The organism is Cobetia sp. 14N.309.X.WAT.E.A4 (genome assembly GCF_030397495.1).
Taxonomy (GTDB): domain Bacteria; phylum Pseudomonadota; class Gammaproteobacteria; order Pseudomonadales; family Halomonadaceae; genus Cobetia; species Cobetia marina.
Genome location: NZ_JAPNXT010000011.1, coordinates 82208 through 97537, shown reverse-complemented (window position 1 = coordinate 97537; position 15330 = coordinate 82208). Strand labels below are relative to the sequence as shown.

Here is a 15330-nt window from a genome sequence, read left to right as displayed (position 1 = left end):
AATCACCTCGACTGACCTGATGGAAGTATCAGGAAGAATAGTCATAGAGAGCCCACGCTCGCACCCGTGACAGGATGCCAAGGCGCAGGCTCATGCAGTGCATCACAGACTAGCGCAGTCTGTGCCTCGGCCCCATGCCTGTTCCATATTGGTCATGCTGCATGACATCTGTGCATCGGGTATTGACTTGCGCCTCGCGTCATGAAACGAAAGTCTAACAAGACGTTCATCGAGACAGACACGACGAGGCCCCGCCGCCACTATCACTCCCGATGGCTCATGGAGCCGGATCTGGAGTCTAGTTGGCAACGGGGCCTCGGCTTTTCAAGCGTCGAGGCGGAAAACGCTCCGCCGTCTCTCACTTGCTGACACGCCTGCTTTCACTCACTTCCTGACGAGATAGACCCCACACTCCAGGTGATTGGTATAGGGGAACTGGTCGAACAGCGCGAAACGCTCGATGCGATGCGTGCGGCACAGCACCTCGAGATTCTCGCTCAGCGTCTGCGGGTTGCAGGAGATATAGACGATGCGTTCGTAGCGCGCGGTCTGCTCGCAGCTGTCGGCATCGAGACCGGCGCGCGGCGGGTCCACCAGCACGGTGCGGAAGTCATGATTCTCGAGGTCCATCTCCGCCACGCGCCGCCCCTCCTTCTCGCCGGCCAGTGCCAGCGAGAAGTCCTCGGCGGACATGCGCGCCACCTGGGCATTGTCGATGCCATTGGCCGCCAGATTGACCTGCGCCGAGGCCACCGACGTCCGCGAGATCTCGGTGGCCAGCACGCGACGGAAGTTCTCGGCCAGCGCGATGGTGAAATTGCCGTTGCCACAATAGAGCTCGACCAGATCGCCCTGCTCCCGGCCTTCCGCTCGCGCCTTGTCCGGATGGGTCACGTCGCGCGCCCAGCTGAGCATGGAGCGGCAGATCTCGGCGTTGGGCTGGGTGAAGCTGTTCTCGACCTGCTGATAGACATATTCACGTCCATCGACCTCGAGACGCTCGAAGACGTGATCGCGCGTCAGCACGAGGTGCTGCTTGCGTGAACGCCCGATGATCATGATGTCGAGTTCCTGCTCCAGCGCGCGCGCCTCGGCTTCCCAGTCCTCTTCCAGCTTGCGGTGATAGATCAGCGTGACCAGTGCCTCGCCACTCAGGGTGGTGAGGAATTCACACTGGAACAGACGCTCACGCAGCACCGGACTGGCCTTGAGTCGCTCACGCAGCAGCGGCATCAGCGTATTGATGCGCTGGCTGGCCACCGGGAAGTCGTCCATGCGCACGACCGTCTTCTTCTTGTTGCCCTCATCGTCGAATTCCACCTCGAACATCGCATAGTAGAGGTCGTCATCCTCATGCCAGATACGAAATTCGCAGCGCATGCGGTAATGACTGGGCGGCGAGGGAAACACCTCGAGCTCCGGCGCATCGAAGGCGGCGAAACGGGCGCGGGTCTGCTCGGCCTTCTCGGCAAGCTGCTGTTCATACTGACTGGGATCGACGACGGCGATGGCCACACTGACTCCTGCCTGCGGGCATACCGCAGCACTGAAACGATGAGCAAAGGGACGCGGATGGGGTCATGGCAAGCCATGCCGATCACGTCCATTCAAAGGTTGGGCGCGCTAGCCTACCACCGGCAGCGCGAAGCTCAAGCACGGGTTGGTGACTCATGCAGCGACTGGGGCCGTCAGGGGCCGAGCGCGAGTCCTCGAGGGGCGGCAAACCCCTGGCTTTCAAGTGCAGTGGCAAGGCCGGGCTGACAGGCGTCCGTCGCCAGGGCGATGCCTGCGCCAGACACCTCGTCTTGCGCCAGCGTGGCCTGCGCCGTGCGGGCCGGCAACTCCAGCACCTGGGCCACGCGCCGTGCGATCGCCGCGCCGGAATCCACCAGCGCCAGCGGTGGTTCACCCGGCGCATTCCTGCCCAGGGCGCTGGCGATATCCGCGCTGAGCAGCGGGAAGTGGGTACAGCCGAGAATCACCACCTCCAACCCCGGTACCGCCGCGAGATCCGCCAGACTCGCCGCGACCACCTCGGGGCGAGCAGCCTCGCCACGCAGACGGCGCTCGGCCTCGGCGACCAGCGGGTCCGCCGCGACGCGAATCACCTGGCAGTCCGCCGCGAAATCATGGATCAACTGCTCGGTATAGGCACGCCTCACCGTGGCGGAGGTGGCCAGCAAGCCGAACACTGGCGGCTCGCCCTGTGCGCGGCGCACCGCGCTCTGACGGCTGCGCGCCAGCAGCGCGGCAGGCTTGATCGCCGGTACGGTACCGATCACCGGAATCGACAACGTCTCGCGCAATGCCTGCAGCGCCAGCGTGCTGGCGGTATTGCACGCCACCACCAGGGCACGCGCTCCACTTGCCTCGACCGCCGCCGCACACACCTGCGCGATGCGCGTCACCAGCCAGTCATCGGCCTTGGTGCCGTAGGGGAGCGCGGCGTTGTCACACACATAGGCCAGCGGCAACGTCGGCCATTGGCGGCGAATCTCCGCCGCCACCGAGAGTCCTCCGACCCCCGAATCGAAGATCAGCACCGGCGCGTCAGGCGCGTCAGATAGGACATGGGACTGGCTGACAACGGAGCCTGAAGGGGCGGTGGAAGGCGCCATGGTGATGATATCTCGCGCTGCGAAAGAGGAAGGTCGGCTGCAATGGCGCGCTATTTTACCTGCTTGGTGACGATGTAGGTGAAGTAACGATCGATCCCCAGCTCTGAGACCAGCCAGCGGTCGATCAATCGCTGGTAGGCATCGATGCTCGCCGTCTCGAGACGCAGCAGATAATCCACGCCGCCGCCGACCGCCACACACTCGATCACCTCGTCCGCCTCGCGCATGGCGCGCTCGAAGCGCTGGAAGCTCTCGGCATCGTGATGCTTGAGGTGTATCTCCACCCATACCGGCGTGCGCGGGGCTGCCACCACGGCGCCGCCGCGCTGCGCCTCGAGCAGCGCCTGATTGATGCGCGCCGAATAGCCCTCGATGATACCGGCCTGCTCAAGGCGCTTGACCCGCTCCCAGCACGGGCTGACCGACAGATTGATCTCCTCGGCCAGCCGCGACTTGGTGATGCGACCATCGCGCTCGAGGATCGCCAGAATCTTCAGATCGAAGGCATCAAGCCTGGGCGCGGGCATCGCGCGCGCAGCGCCTGAACTCATGAGGCATCTCGCGCCAGATCGTCCACCACCTCGGCGATCACCGCCAGCGTATCGCCGAGACTGACCTGCGCCGGGAAGCGCCGTGCCACCAGCACGCCGTCGCGCTCGGCACGATATGCCACCGCCGGTTGACCGGCCCGCCCCAGCGGGTAGACCCGAGCCACGCACTGCCCCGCGCTGACCTGCTCACCCAGCGCCACGCACAGTTCCAGCAGGCCTTCATGCTCACTCTGCACGTAGCAGCTGGCGTCAGGCATGTCGATCAGCAGCGGCCTGGCCGCCTGGTCGGCATGGCGTCGCTCGACATCGCCCTCCAGGTCGGCACGACTGCGTTCGCGCAGCACGCCACTGAAGGCGAGGAAGTTGTCGACGCCACGGTCGGCGATCGCCTGCCGCTCAGGCGTGGTGGAACCGCCGCCCCCCAGCTCCGTGGTGACGAAGACCTTGCCCTGGCGCTCCACGGCAGTGTCGTAGAGCGCCTCGGCATCCAGCTCGAACATCATCATCGCCGAAGGCGCACCGAAGGCCAGCGCGCCGGCCAGACTCTCGGCTTCCTGATGACGGCACTGCTCCACGCCCAGCGACGCCTCGAGATAGTCCAGGCGGTGCGCGGCCGCGAACGGCAGGATATCCAGGGTGCGGCCACCGGAATGCAGGTCCAGCGCGTAGTCACACTGCGGTACCAGCACCCGGGTGAAATAGTCGGCGATCTGCTCGGTAGGTCCCCCCTCGGGATCGCCGGGGAAGCTGCGATTGAGATTGCCGCCATCAAGTGGCGAGCAGCGCCGGCCGGCCTTGGCCGCCAGCGCATTCATGGTCGGCACGATGATGACACGCCCCTGCACGTCCTCGGGCGTGAGGCGGGCCGCCAGCTTGTAGAGCGCGGTGATGCCCTCGTACTCGTCACCGTGATTGCCGCCGGTGAGCAGCACCGTGGGCCCTTCACCGTTGGCGATCACGCTGATCGGGGTCATCACGGCACCCCAGGCAGACTCATCGGTGGAAATCGGCAGCTTGAAGAAGCCGTGCTGAAGGCCATCGGCGTTCAGGTCAATGGTCAGGCTGACGGGAGATTCACGCATGACAGGCCTCCTTGGCCGGACGAACTCACAACAACAAAGGCATATGGCATCGCATCACTGACGAACGGCCAGCCCGTCACTTGACGAACAGCTGGCGGGGCACGTCACACAATGGCTCGGCACCATTCTCGGTGATCAGGATCGACTCGGTGATCTCGAGCCCCCAGTCATCCATCCACATGCCGGGCATGAAGTGGAAGGTCATGCCCGGTTCCAGCACCGTCTCGTCACTGGGGCGCAGACTCATGGTGCGCTCGCCCCAATCCGGCGGATAGCTGATGCCGATGGGATAGCCGCAACGTGCGCCCCCCCGGTCGAAGCCGTACTTGTCCATCGCCGCGCCCAGCGCCAGCGCGATGTCGCAGCAGCGATTGCCCGGTCTGGCGATGGCCAGGCCGCTTTCGATGCCTTCCAGCAGGGCGGACTCGCCGCGCACGAAATCGCGCGGCGGCCGACCGAGAAACACGGTGCGCGAGAGCGGCGCGTGATAGCGCTTGTAGCAGCCGGCGATCTCGAAGAAGGTGCCCTCGCCCTCGCGAAACGGCGTGTCATCCCAGGTCAGGTGAGGGGCAGCGGCATCACTGCCGGTCGGCAGCAATGGCACGATGGCCGGATAGTCGCCGCCGAGAATCTCGCCATTCGGCCCGACCACACCCTCGACCCCGACACGATAGATCTCGGCGACCAGTGCGCTCTTGGGCAGGCCCGGCTCGATCATCTCGAGGATGCGCGAGTGCATGCGCTCGACGATGCGCCCCGCCACGCGCATGTAGGCGATCTCCTGCTCGGACTTGATCGCCCGACACCAGTTGACCAGCGAGTTGGCGTCCACCAGTCGCGCGTGGGGCAACTCCTTGACCAGCGCCAGATGGGCACGTGCCGAGTAGTAGTAGTTGTCGAGTTCGACCCCCACCACGCCGTCGTGCCAGCCGCGCTGCGGCAGGATCGACTGGGCGAGAAACTCCATCGGATGCATGTCCGGATTCTGCACGTAGTAATCCGGATACCACAGGATGTTGTCCTCGCCCATCCAGCAGGTACGCAGCGCGCCGTTGCCGTCCTGACGGCGTCCGTACCAGACTGGCTCACCGCTCAGACCCAGCAGTACACATTGGTGCACATAGAAGGACCAGCCGTCATAACCGGTCAACCAGGCCATGTTGGAGGGGTCGGAAATCACCATCACATCGATGCCGGCACGCGCCATCGCTTCCCGGACACGCTGGATACGGGCGTGATATTCCCCGATGGTGAAGGCCTGGCGTCCGGCCGACAGTGGCCGCGGTACCCAGTTGTCGGGCATCGCCTGCGCTTCGCCATTCGGCAAGTTGTTGAGCCCCGCGAATGGAGGCTGGGCAATAGGCGGATGCGACGGGAATTGGCTCATGCAGCGCTCCTGTTCAATCAGGCCTTGAGGCAAGCAGCACGTCGGGGCGGAGCCTTACGCGCGCCTCTGGTGCCCAGAGCCGTCAACGTATATGCGAACATCCGAATTCCCCTCTTGATTCGAGTCTGTCACTCTGCCGACAGCGGGTCAAAGGCGACTCTGGCACTGTCGCCCTTCCCTTCGGCCCTTGCAAGGGCCGCGCCATCATCACGACATCACCGGGAAATACTCCAGGACCTTTCAGGAGACTCTTTCAGATGAGCCACATGCGAATTCTGGTACATCACGAGCGGGCAGAACGCTGGTGCGAGGCACTGCGTGAGCGTCTGGACAGCAGCGACATCGAGATCCTCGCCGATGACGGCGAGACCCTGGGCGACATCCTGGTGGTGTGGGCACCGCCGGCGGCACTGTTCGAGCGGCATCGCGAACACGACGTGAAGGCGATTCTCAATCTGGGTGCCGGCGTGGACAGCCTGCTGGCCAATCCCGCCCTGCCTCGAGAGGTGCCGGTGCTCAAGCTGCGCGATGCCGGCATGGCCAGCCACATGCTCGATTACGTGCGCTACGGCCTGCTGCACTTCCGACGTGACTTCGATCGCTACGCTGTCCAGCAGTCAGAGCGTCACTGGGCGCCACATCGCGTGGTGCGCGCCAGGCATTATCCGGTCGCGGTGCTCGGCCTGGGTGCCATCGGCCGGCAGATCGCCGAGGCGCTGGCGGCAGACGGCTACCCCGTGCATGGCTTCAGCCGCAGCGCCCACACCCTGGAGGGCGTGACCTGCCACCATGAACAGGGGGAAGGCGGTCGCTCGCTCAAGGCAGTGCTGGGAGATGAAACGCTTGGCCTCAAGGCGGTGATCAACCTGCTGCCCAACACCACCGCCACTCGCGACGTGCTGAATGCAGAGGCCTTCGCGGCCCTGCCCGATGACGCCGTGCTGATCAATCCCGGCCGCGGCAGCAGCGTGGTCGAGGAGGATCTGCTCGCGGCGCTGGAGAAGGATCAGTTGCGCGGCGCGCTGCTGGATGTCTTCCAGCATGAGCCGCTCGCCGGCGACAGCCCGCTGTGGCAGCACCCGAAGGTGATCATCACCCCGCACGCCGCCGCCCCGACCCCGGTCTCCGAGGCCGCCGACCAGCTGGCGGAGAACATCCGCCGCGTGCAGCGCGGTGAGTCCCTGACGGGCATCAGTCTGGAACACGGCTACTGAGGCGTGCGTTTCACACCGGAAGCGCAGTGGTCGACTTGAGACACTCCATCGCGAAGCGTGCCGAGACATCGGTGAGGTCATCGAGGGTATTGACCAGCTGCTTGTAGACGCGGTCGTAGGCATTCATGTCCGCGACCTGAACCTTGAGCAGGTAGTCGTAGTCGCCCGCCATGCGATAGAACTCGGTGACTTCCTCGATCTCCTCGATCACCGCCACGAACCGTTCGAACCAGGCCCGCGAATGATCGCGGGTCTTGAGTTGCACGAAGGCGGTCAGCCCCAGCCCGACCCGCTCGGCATCCAGCAGCGCCACCCGCGCGGTGATCACCCCGCATTCCTCCAGCCGCTTGAGGCGCTTCCAGCAGGGTGAGGTGGTCAGATGCACCGACTCCGCCAGTGCCGCCAATGACAGGCTGGCATCACGCTGCAACAGCCGCAGCAGCGCGCGGTCCGTGGCATCGAGCACAATTTTCTCCATACTCCCTCCTCACGACAAAATCTTGCTACAGAACATGGCCTACGCCATGACAACTGGCAAGTTTTGCCTGACAGCCGGTCGTACCATGAAGGCTCCTCCCCGCGACAGGAACCGCTGCCATGCCGACCACTGCCTTTCCCCCCCGCTCGCCGTGTGCGCCCTCTTCACTCGCCACTCCCTCGGAGGGCTTGCTGCACAGGGCGCCTCTGGAAGCATGGCGACAGGAGTGCCTGGCACAGCTGGCCGCCTTGAAGGCAGCCACGCCCGTCACTCCGCTCAGGGAGCTTGCGCTTTGCGGGCTTGGCGAGGCGCGCGTGCTGATCAAGGACGAGCGCGCCCACGCCAGTGGTTCACTCAAGCATCGACTGGCCATGGCGTTGTTCGAGCAGGCCTTGAAGCAAGGCTGGCTCAGTCCCGGACACCCGGTCATCGACGCCTCGTCAGGCTCCACGGCGGTCTCTGAAGCGTGGCTGGCACGCCGCCTGGGACTGGAATTCATCGCCGTGGTGCCCAAGGGCACCGCATGTGACAAGTTGAAGGCGATTCGTGACGAGGGCGGGCGTGTCGTGGAGATCGAGAATGCCGCCCACCTCTGCCAGTCCGCCCAGGTGCTGGCCGAGGACAGCGGCGGCCACTTCCTCAACCAGTTCCAGCATGCCGCCACGGCCAGCGACTGGCAGAGCGAGACAAGCCTGCCGGGCGAGTGTCTGGCACAGATCGCCGAACGCGAGCTGCCGGAGCTTGAAGCGGTCTTTCTCGGCGCTGGCACCGGCGGCAGCGCCGCCACCTTCGCGCGCCATCTGCGTCACAAGGGTCTTCTTCGCCACTCGGGGCCTCTACACCACACGGGGCCTTTTCACCACTCGGGGCCTCTACACCACAGGGGCCATGGCGCTCGCGTGATCGGCGTGGACCCCGAACACTCCGTCTATCATGCCTGCTGGCAGCACCATCACACCCATGGCACCCGCATGACCTCACTGCCCGCGCCTCAGGCACCCAACCCCATCGAGGGCATTGGCCGCCCCTGTGTACTGGAGGCGTTCGACCCCGTGCACTTCGATGATTATCGACGCATCGCGGATGCCCGCAGCCAGGCGGCGGCACTATGGCTGGCAGAGCATGCCGGGCTTGCCGTCGGGCCCTCCACCGGCACCGCCTTCGCGGGCCTGCTGGAAACCCTCGAGCTCAAGCACGCCCGCGGCGAGGCGCTGACGGGTAGCTGGCTGCTGCTGGCCTGTGATCATGCCAGCCGCTACGCCAGCACCCTGGGCGACCCCGTCTGGCGGGCGGAACACCAGTCACGCCTCGCCCCGCATCGCGCCTGGATCGAGAGACTCACCGCCTGAAACGACGACACCCCGCCAAGGCGGGGTGTCGTCGTCGAGCATCACGAGGCGCGATGGCAGCTCGTGCCACGGCTCATGTCAGTCGCAATGCATGTCAGCCGCAATGGAGGTCAGTCACGCCTCATGCCAGCAGGGCATTGAACTGACGCAGCCACTCCGGGTGGGCCGGCCAGGCCGGCGCGGTCACCAGCTTGCCGGAGGTCACGGCATCGGTGACTTCCAGTGACACGAATTCGCCACCTGCCAGCTTGACCTCCGGCGCGCAGGCCGGATAGGCGCTGACGCGATGGCCTTCCAGCGACATGGCAGCCGCCAGCAGCTGCGGGCCATGACAGACGGCGGCGATGGGCTTGTCGGCCTCGACGAAGTGACGCACCAGGTTCAGCACGCGCTCGTCCAGACGCAGGTACTCGGGGGCGCGACCACCGGGGATCAGCAGCGCATCGTAGTCTTCCGCCTTGAGGTCGGCGAAGCTCGCGTTGAGCGCGAAGTTGTGACCCGGCTTCTCGGTATAGGTCTGATCGCCTTCGAAGTCGTGGATCGCCGTCTTGACGATATCGCCTTCACGCTTGTCCGGGCATACCACATCGACCCGATGACCCATCGCCTGCAGCGCCTGGAACGGCACCATCAGCTCATAGTCTTCCACAAAATCTCCGGCAATGATGACAATGCTGGCCATGATGATCTCCTGATTGAACAAACGGGGTTGGCATCACTGCATCGCGCTCGCCTGACATCACCTCTGCCTGACATGTCGGGAAGCCTGCAGCTCACGCACAAGGCGTTCCCAGAGTACCTGTCCGGCGCGCATGAGCAAGCGCTGAAATAGCGTCCTGTGCCTGATGCGCCTGTCATCGAGGCCATCGTCAGCGGGCCCTCATGCGTCATCCACGACTTGCAGGAGAGGTGCGCCAGCGCGAGGGAACCTTGCATGCGGCCACGCTGCCCAATCATCATGCTCTCGCCCCGAACGACACCACTCCCCAAGGGCGGCCCCATTTGCGGACAGAAAGCTTCGACAGGAGTCACCATGCTTGCCCTTGTACCACGACGAATCCACTGGACACGCCTGCGACGGATACCCTCGCCTCGCCGCCTGAACGGCTGGCTTGGCGCGATGCTGCTGGGATCAGTCCTGTTGAGCACGGCGCAACAGGCGAGCGCTGACGTGAGCAGCGCGGAGTCTCCCGTGTCCTTCACCGCTCAATACACCCTGGTGCTGGACGGCTGGCCGGATGTGCCCCTCACGCAGCGCATCAGCCAGAGCGGGGAGCTTTACATCGCCAGCATGGAGGCCTCCATCAAGGTGGCCAGCGGCTACGAGCAGGGACGCTTCCTCCTCAAGGAGGGCCAGCTGCAGCCGGCCGGGTATCGTTCCGGTTATCGTCTGGCGGGTATCGGCAAGGACTACAGCCGCGAGGCACCCGAGCCTGACGAGACGCTCCTCCCCGACCGCCAGACCCTGCTGGTACTGCTGAGCCAGCAGGCCGATGCCCAGTGGGCCGCGGGAAGTTGCCTGACGGGAGCCCCCTGTGCGCTGGAATATCTGGATCACAAGGGGCGCACCCGGACACTGATGTATGAGATCCAGGCACAGGAATCCCGCGTGGCCGCCGGTCAGACCTTCCGCACCCTGCGGCTGGACACCTGGCGCAAGCATCGTGATCAGAAGCACTACCGCCTGTGGCTGGCCCCCCGCTGGCCGGGCCTGATGGTGGCTCTCGACTACCTCGACTACGAGGACAGCCCCGCAGGTGAAGTCCCGGAGCGCTCCGCACATCTGACCCTCGACCGGCTCAGCAGCTCGCGGCGCCAGGCCAGTCCGTGACCCGTCGTGAGGCTCGGTATCCGGTGCTCGGTGTCCAGAACTCTGTGTCCGGTGCTCTGAGTCCAGAACTCTGAGTTCAGAACTCGGTGTCCAGGCCGCGGCATAAGCCGCGCTGATCCCCCATCAGCAGTTATCGCGCAGGATCCACTCCCGGGGATACCCTCTGTCCCCGGCAATCGTTACAGTAACCCTTCCCAGTGATACTCACTGACAATCAATCGCTTACGTCGCTCTGGTCCTGTCGACGGCCAATGACAAGGAAGGGTCATGCTCTCGGGTCTCATCTTCATCCTGCTGCCGCTGATTCTCGGCTATCTGGTGCGTATCGAGCAGCCCGCACGCCTGGCGGTCGTCAATCAGCTGGTGAATGCCTCGATCTACGTCATCCTGTTCCTGATGGGCATGGGGCTTGCCGGGCTGGAGCAACTCGGCGCCGGCATGGCCGCCATGAGCGGGCAGGCGGTGATTCTGTTCGCCATCATCACGCCATTGAATCTGCTGGCACTGTGGGCGCTGTCACGTCGCAGTGCACTGCGTGCGGATGCCTCACGCGTGGTGGAGGGAGCGCCGATGACCCGCTGGGAAGCGCTGTCCGGCTCCCTGACACTGGCGGCGGCGGTCGCGCTGGGCGTCGCGGCGGGCGTCGTGCTGGGGCTGATGGAGATCTCGCTCGACACCGACACCCTGGCCGAGTGGGCACTCTATGCCCTGCTGGCGCTGATCGGCTGCCAGCTGAGAAGCTCCGGCATGAGCCTGCGCCAGATCCTGCTCAACCGCCATGGCCTGTTCATCGCGCTGACGGTGATGGCGAGCTCGCTGCTGGGCGGACTGCTGGCGGCACCGCTTCTGGCACTCGACTGGAATCAGGGCATGGCGATGTCAGCCGGTTTCGGCTGGTATTCGCTGTCAGGCATCCTGATCGGTGATCAGCTCGGGCCGATTCTGGGTGGCGCAGCCTTCTTCAATGACCTGAGCCGTGAACTGCTCGCCTTCCTGTTGATCCCGCTGACCATCCAACGCTTCACGCCGCTGGCCATCGGCTTCGGCGGCGCGACCTCGATGGACTTCACTCTGCCGGTCATCCAGCAGACCGGCGGCGTTGCCTGCGTGCCCGTGGCCGTCGTATCCGGCTTTCTGCTCTCGCTGGCCTCGCCGCCGATGATCCTGTTCCTGCTCTCGCTCAGCCACGTCTGACGTCGTGGTCCTTGCCGATGACACCCCGGAACGGTGACACTCGGCCTCTCTCTTTCCAGCGCCTGACATTGCCATGCCGCCTCTGCATCACACTCCACCGCGCCCCAGACGCGTGACGCTCGCCGACATCGCCGCTCGCCTGGGCGTGACCAAGGTCACGGTCTCGCGCGCGCTCAACCAGCCCGAGAAGGTCTCCGCCGCCATGCGCGAGCGGGTACGGGAGTGCGCCCGCGAACTGGGTTACATGCCCAACCGCCAGGCCGGCAGCCTCGCCAGTGGTCGCTCCCGGCTGATCGCGCTGCTGATCCCGTCACTGTCCAATGCCGTGTTCTCGGAACTGCATCGGGGGCTTGAGGCACCGCTGGCCGCCGCCGGCTATCAGCTGCTGATCGGCCATACCGGCTATTCGATGGAAGAAGAGGAGCGCCTGATCGAGACCTGGCTCTCGTTCGGCGTGGACGGTCTGGTGCTGTGCGGCAGCCGCCACAGCGAACGCGTCACCGAGATGATCGCGCGCTCCGGCTGTGCCGTGGTGGAGTGCATGGAAAAGCGTGAGGCGCCACTGGACATGGCGGTGGGACTGGATCAGCACGCCGCCGGCCGCGCCATGGCGGAGGCGATGATCGAGAGTGGCCGCCGGCACATCGGCTTTCTGGCCGCGCGCATGGACCGCCGCGTCGAGCAGCGTCTGGCGGGCTGGCGCGCCGCCGTCGAGGCCGCCGGCCTGTCACAGGAGTACCTGATGACCACTCCGGCACCCTCAAGCGTCAAGCTGGGCGGCGAATTGCTGGACGAGATGCTGACTCGGTGGCCGAATCTCGACGCCGTCTTCTGCTGCAACGACGACCTGGCCGCCGGTGCACTGTTCGAGTGTCAGCGTCGCGGCCTGGAAGTGCCGGCACGGCTGGCGCTGGCCGGCTTCAATGGTCTGGAGATGACCCGTGGCACCTGGCCTGCGCTTGCCAGCGTGGTCACGCCGCGCCGAGAGATCGGCGAACGCACCGCCGCCCTGCTGCTGGCACGCCTGAGCGGCGACCACGCCTCCACGCCGCGTGGCCTGTGGGAAGACCTGGGCTTCAGCCTGCAGAGAGGCGGGAGTCTGCCCCGGGCGTGAGCGCTTTCGAGGATGCGTGCTGCGCCGTCAGCTGCTGACACATCTGTTCGACCAACGCCTGCGGTGTGGCACTGATGTCGAGGGTATAGACGCGCTCCGTCTCACGCTCAGGCACCTCCAGGGTCGCCAGCTGGTCATCGAGCATGGCGGCGCCCTTGAAGAAGTGATCGGTGCGCGCCTCCAGGCGCTCCAGCAACAGCTCGCGCGTGCCTTCCAGGAACACGAAGCCCAGCGCCGCATCCCCGCCACGCAGCTGATCGCGATAGCGTCGCTTCAGCGAGGAGCAGGCCAGCACCAGACTGCGTCCCTCGCGGCGCGCCTCATCGATCAGCTCGACCAGGCGGGCCAGCCAGCCATGGCGGTCTTCATCATTGAGCGGGATGCCGCGCGCCATCTTGGCCACGTTGGCCTCGCCATGATAGTCATCACCGTCGATGAACTGCGCCCCCAGACATGCCGCCAACGCCTGGCCGACATGCGACTTCCCGCACCCGGACACGCCCATCACCACCAGTCGCACCCCACCCTCGGGCAAGGTGACGCTCTCGTCGTCCAGCGCGACGCTGCCCTGAGCGGACGCCGTGGATGACACCCCTTCTGCCTGCTGCTGCATGACACCCCTTCCCCTTGAAGAATATCCGTGTTGTCTGTCGTCCCACCTTGCCACCCGGGCCGGCCACGGCGAACCCTGCGTGACGAGCCCATGAGCGGCGGCGCTGCGCAGGATACCCCGCGCAGCATCATCTATGTCGTGGCGACCCGGCGACATGCACCTTTCGGATCATTGCACAGACGCTTATGTTACCGGTAACTTTCATCCTGCACGAAGCAACAGGTCTTGCACAACAGGTCTTGCAAAACCGGCCCTGCACCACAGGCCTCACACGACACGCCTCACACCATACGCCCAAGGCCGTGGCAGATCGCACCGCCACCGCCAGCCGCAAGAGTTCGCCATCATGTCCCCAGATAGCACCCTCGTCCTTGCCGCCCTCGGCGGTATCCTGCTGCTGCTGTACCTCGTCATGCGTCTGCGCCTGCACGCCTTCGTCGCCCTGCTGGTGGTGAGTCTGGGGGTCGGGCTGGCCACCGGCATGCAGCCCGACGCCATCATCGATTCCGTCACCAACGGCATGGGCAACACCCTGGGCTTCGTGGCCACCGTAGTCGGGCTCGGCGCGATGTTCGGCAAGATGCTGGAAGTGTCCGGCGGCGTCGACCGCATGGCCAATACCCTGCTGGGGCGCTTCGGGACCTCACGCTCCCAATGGGCGCTGGCGCTGACCGGCTTCCTGGTCGCGATTCCGGTATTCCTGGATGTGGCCTTCATCATCCTGGTGCCGCTGGTCTATGCACTGGCACGCCGCAGCGGCCGCTCGCTGCTCTATTACGGCATTCCGCTGCTGGCCGGTCTGGCCGTCACCCACTCCTTCATTCCGCCGACCCCGGGGCCGATCGCGGTCGCCAAGCTGATCGGCGCCGACCTCGGCTACGTGATCCTGTTCGGGGCGCTGTGCGGCCTGCCGGCGATGATCGTCGCGGGCCCGATCTTCGGTCGCTTCATCGCCAAGCGTATCGATGCCAAGATCCCGGAGTACATGGAAAATGCCGGCAGCGTGATGAGCGATGAAGAGGTCAATCAGCGCGCCCCGGGCTTCGGGTTGATCCTGTCCATCGTGCTGCTGCCGCTGGCGCTGATCGTGCTCAACACCGTCTCCGGCTTCCTGTTCGGTGACGACAGTCCGCTGGTCGGCTGGCTGGGCTTTCTTGGCCATCCCTTCGTGGCGCTGAGTCTGGCCACGCTGATGGCCTTCACCCTGCTGGGCACGCGTCGCGGCATGACGCGTGAACAGGTGATGGAAGTCGCCACCAAGGCACTCGAGCCGGCCGGCATCATCATTCTGGTCACCGGGGCTGGCGGTGTCTTCAAGCAGATGCTGATCGACTCCGGCGTCGGTGACGTGCTCGGCACCCTGATGGCCGACAGCAATCTGCCACCGATCCTGCTCGCCTTCCTGATCGCCACCGCGGTGCGTGTCATCCAGGGCTCGGCTACCGTGGCGATGATCACCGCCGCCGGCCTGATGGCGCCGGTCATCGATACGCTGGCGCTGTCCGGTCCGGTGCTGGGACTGGTGGTGATCGCCATCGCCAGTGGCGCCACCGTGCTCAGTCACGTCAATGACTCCGGCTTCTGGCTGGTCAGCCGCTATTTCGGCCTGACCGAGAAGGACACCCTGAAAAGCTGGACGGTGATGGAGACGTTGATCGGCGTGATCGGCGTCAGCATGGCGCTGCTGATCGGCCTGTTCCTCTAGACACCCGCGACCCGGAGCGCTGACGAAAAGCTGCCACGGCGTGTGGCAGCTTTTTTTGTGCCTGGCAAATGCCAGAATTCCCTATCACGCCGTCTTGCACGCTATTTCCCACTTTTGCATTGCGCCTGCATGACATCATGCGATCATCCACCCTTTCGTCCGCCATTCTGGCCCATGATCCTTCGTCTCTGCTC

Annotated in this window: 14 protein-coding genes; 6 read left to right on the top strand and 8 right to left on the bottom strand. The window is 65.2% G+C overall.

Annotated elements, in window-relative coordinates; genetic code table 11:
- Positions 1 to 384: 384 nt before the first annotated feature.
- The 5 genes from trmA to doeA all read right to left on the bottom strand — a co-directional run bounded on the left by trmA (position 385) and on the right by doeA (position 5554).
- Complete coding sequence (gene trmA / locus OW493_RS14190) at positions 385 to 1515, bottom strand: tRNA (uridine(54)-C5)-methyltransferase TrmA (protein ID WP_289864575.1); 1131 nt, start codon at positions 1513 to 1515, stop codon at positions 385 to 387.
- 173 nt (positions 1516 to 1688) lie between these two features.
- Entirely contained in the window at positions 1689 to 2618 is a 930-nt protein-coding gene (gene murI, locus OW493_RS14185) for a glutamate racemase (RefSeq protein WP_084207939.1), read from the bottom strand.
- Between the two features lie 50 nt (positions 2619 to 2668).
- Positions 2669 to 3169: an Lrp/AsnC family transcriptional regulator gene (locus OW493_RS14180; protein ID WP_240499656.1), complete on the bottom strand. Its 501-nt coding sequence runs from the start codon at positions 3167 to 3169 to the stop codon at positions 2669 to 2671.
- Positions 3166 to 4251 carry a N(2)-acetyl-L-2,4-diaminobutanoate deacetylase DoeB gene (gene doeB, locus OW493_RS14175; RefSeq protein ID WP_289864570.1) on the bottom strand — a complete coding sequence of 362 codons (1086 nt, stop codon included), beginning with the start codon at positions 4249 to 4251 and terminating at the stop codon, positions 3166 to 3168. The genes OW493_RS14180 and doeB overlap by 4 nt, the downstream gene beginning before the upstream one ends.
- A gap of 76 nt (positions 4252 to 4327) precedes the next feature.
- Positions 4328 to 5554 (bottom strand): ectoine hydrolase DoeA, encoded by a 1227-nt coding sequence (doeA, locus tag OW493_RS14170; RefSeq protein ID WP_077378504.1) that lies wholly within the window; start codon positions 5552 to 5554, stop codon positions 4328 to 4330.
- A 341-nt stretch (positions 5555 to 5895) separates the two neighbouring features.
- Here doeA and OW493_RS14165 point away from each other — a divergent pair, with 341 nt between their 5' ends.
- A complete protein-coding gene (locus tag OW493_RS14165; protein ID WP_308478142.1) occupies positions 5896 to 6852 on the top strand; it encodes a glyoxylate/hydroxypyruvate reductase A in 957 nt (318 codons plus the stop codon).
- 10 nt (positions 6853 to 6862) lie between these two features.
- On the opposite strand, the gene OW493_RS14160 is transcribed toward OW493_RS14165, so the two are convergent.
- A complete protein-coding gene (locus OW493_RS14160) occupies positions 6863 to 7330 on the bottom strand; it encodes an Lrp/AsnC family transcriptional regulator (protein ID WP_077378421.1) in 468 nt (155 codons plus the stop codon).
- Between the two features lie 119 nt (positions 7331 to 7449).
- Between OW493_RS14160 and OW493_RS14155 the strand changes: the two genes are divergently transcribed.
- The gene (locus tag OW493_RS14155) at positions 7450 to 8679 is read left to right on the top strand and encodes a pyridoxal-phosphate dependent enzyme (RefSeq protein WP_289864567.1); all 1230 of its coding nucleotides are present in this window, start codon (positions 7450 to 7452) and stop codon (positions 8677 to 8679) included.
- A 121-nt stretch (positions 8680 to 8800) separates the two neighbouring features.
- Here OW493_RS14155 and OW493_RS14150 read toward each other — a convergent pair whose 3' ends face one another.
- Positions 8801 to 9361, bottom strand: a complete 561-nt coding sequence (locus OW493_RS14150; RefSeq protein WP_077378415.1) for a DJ-1/PfpI family protein — start codon at positions 9359 to 9361, stop codon at positions 8801 to 8803.
- A 351-nt stretch (positions 9362 to 9712) separates the two neighbouring features.
- Here OW493_RS14150 and OW493_RS14145 point away from each other — a divergent pair, with 351 nt between their 5' ends.
- The 3 genes from OW493_RS14145 to OW493_RS14135 all read left to right on the top strand — a co-directional run bounded on the left by OW493_RS14145 (position 9713) and on the right by OW493_RS14135 (position 12818).
- Positions 9713 to 10510 (top strand): hypothetical protein, encoded by a 798-nt coding sequence (locus tag OW493_RS14145; RefSeq protein ID WP_289864562.1) that lies wholly within the window; start codon positions 9713 to 9715, stop codon positions 10508 to 10510.
- A gap of 267 nt (positions 10511 to 10777) precedes the next feature.
- The gene (locus OW493_RS14140; RefSeq protein ID WP_077378410.1) at positions 10778 to 11704 is read left to right on the top strand and encodes a lysine exporter LysO family protein; all 927 of its coding nucleotides are present in this window, start codon (positions 10778 to 10780) and stop codon (positions 11702 to 11704) included.
- Between the two features lie 73 nt (positions 11705 to 11777).
- Entirely contained in the window at positions 11778 to 12818 is a 1041-nt protein-coding gene (locus OW493_RS14135; protein ID WP_176493545.1) for a LacI family DNA-binding transcriptional regulator, read from the top strand.
- Here the strand turns inward: OW493_RS14135 and OW493_RS14130 are convergent.
- A complete protein-coding gene (locus OW493_RS14130) occupies positions 12781 to 13431 on the bottom strand; it encodes a gluconokinase (RefSeq protein ID WP_308478147.1) in 651 nt (216 codons plus the stop codon). The genes OW493_RS14135 and OW493_RS14130 overlap by 38 nt on opposite strands.
- A 346-nt stretch (positions 13432 to 13777) precedes the next feature.
- Here OW493_RS14130 and OW493_RS14125 point away from each other — a divergent pair, with 346 nt between their 5' ends.
- Positions 13778 to 15136, top strand: coding sequence for a gluconate:H+ symporter (locus tag OW493_RS14125; protein WP_077378405.1), 1359 nt, complete (start codon positions 13778 to 13780; stop codon positions 15134 to 15136).
- Positions 15137 to 15330: the final 194 nt, after the last annotated feature.